General features: G+C 63.9%; 1 protein-coding gene. It reads left to right on the top strand.

The genetic code is table 11. The annotated features are described in order from the left end of the window. A partial coding sequence (locus tag AX702_RS08800) for a prolyl oligopeptidase family serine peptidase (protein ID WP_156455419.1) occupies positions 1 to 1,119 on the top strand: 1,119 nt, incomplete at its 5' end. Between the last annotated feature and the right edge of the window lie 402 nt (positions 1,120 to 1,521).

Here is a 1,521-nt window from a genome sequence, read left to right as displayed (position 1 = left end):
GACCTGACACCCGCCAGCGACGCCGTCTTCATCGAGGGCTTCAAGCCGTTCACCGGCTTCATCGCCGTTGATCAGCGCGAGGGCGGCAACCGCATGATCCGGGTGCTCGATTCCGCTGGCAAGTCGCTGCCGGTAAAGGCCGATGAGCCCGCTTATCGCATGGCACTGGACGTCAACGAGGAGCCGGATACCCCCTGGGTGCGCTACACCTATGGCTCGCTAGTGACGCCGACCACCACCTATGAGGTGAATGCGAAGACGGGCGAGCGGCGCGTGCTGAAGGTCGCGCCGGTGCCCGGCTATGATCCCGCCAATTACGTGACGGAGCGCGTCTGGGCGACCGCGCGTGACGGCACGAAGATCCCGGTCAGCCTCGTGCACCGCAAGGACGTGAAGCGCGACGGCACCGCGCCGCTGTTCCAATATGCCTATGGCAGCTACGGCAATTCGATGGACCCGGCGGTCGATCCCGGGCGGATTGGCCTGCTCGATCGCGGCGTCGTTTATGCCCTCGCCCACATCCGCGGCGGTCAGGAAATGGGCCGCCAATGGTATGATGACGGCCATCTGCTGAACAAGAAGAACAGCTTCACCGACTTCATCGACGTGACCCGCTATCTCGTGGCGCAGAAATATGCCGCAAAGGGCCGCGTCGCCGCCATGGGCGGATCCGCCGGCGGGCTGCTGATGGGTGCAGTCGCGAACATGGCGCCCGAGGATTACAAGGTGATCGTGGCCCAGGTGCCGTTCGTCGACGTGGTGACCACGATGCTCGACGCGTCGATCCCGCTCACCACGTTCGAATATGACGAATGGGGCAACCCGGCGCAGAAGCAATATTATGAGTATATGCTGAGCTACTCGCCCTATGATCAGGTGGCGGCGAAGGCCTATCCTGCCATGTATGTCGGCACCGGCCTGTGGGACAGCCAGGTGCAATATTACGAGCCGGCCAAGTGGGTCGCACGCCTGCGCGACAAGAAGACTGACAATAATCCGCTGCTGTTCCGCGTGAACATGGAAGCCGGCCATGGCGGCAAGTCCGGCCGGTTCGAACGCTATCGCCAGAATGCCGAATGGGGCGCGTTCGTCCTTCAGCAGTTGGACGTGGTGGGCTGAGGCTAGGCATGACGGCCCTGTGCGGGCCCTTCTGAGACGCTTCAGTCCCGCCACACACAGGCTGCGTCATCCCACCCCCTCGGCGCCGCGTGCGGCGTCGCTGGGAGCGGGCTCGTGCCGGGATCCACTGTTCCGTACCTTCGGTAGCGTGAGGTCCGTGGAGCGCTGGATGCCGGAACAAGCCCGGCATGACGGTGGGGGACGAAACTTGGTTGGCCTGAGCTGAACAAGCGCCCTTTGCTTCCCGGCGAAGGCTGGGGCCCCAGTAGGATAAGTCATGGAATGCGCAGCGTGCTATCACGCGCGTCTTTCCAACTGGACCCCGGCCTTCGCCGGGGAACTGGTTCGGATCAGATGGATCTGACTTCAAGCGCCGGGTGGCCCCGAGCCGCACTCCCGCTG

Origin of the sequence: Sphingomonas sp. CCH5-D11 (assembly GCF_001557395.1) — a bacterium.
Lineage (GTDB): Bacteria > Pseudomonadota > Alphaproteobacteria > Sphingomonadales > Sphingomonadaceae > Sphingomonas.
Note: the sequence above shows the minus strand (reverse complement) of the source record. Positions and strands in the feature narration are given on the sequence as shown.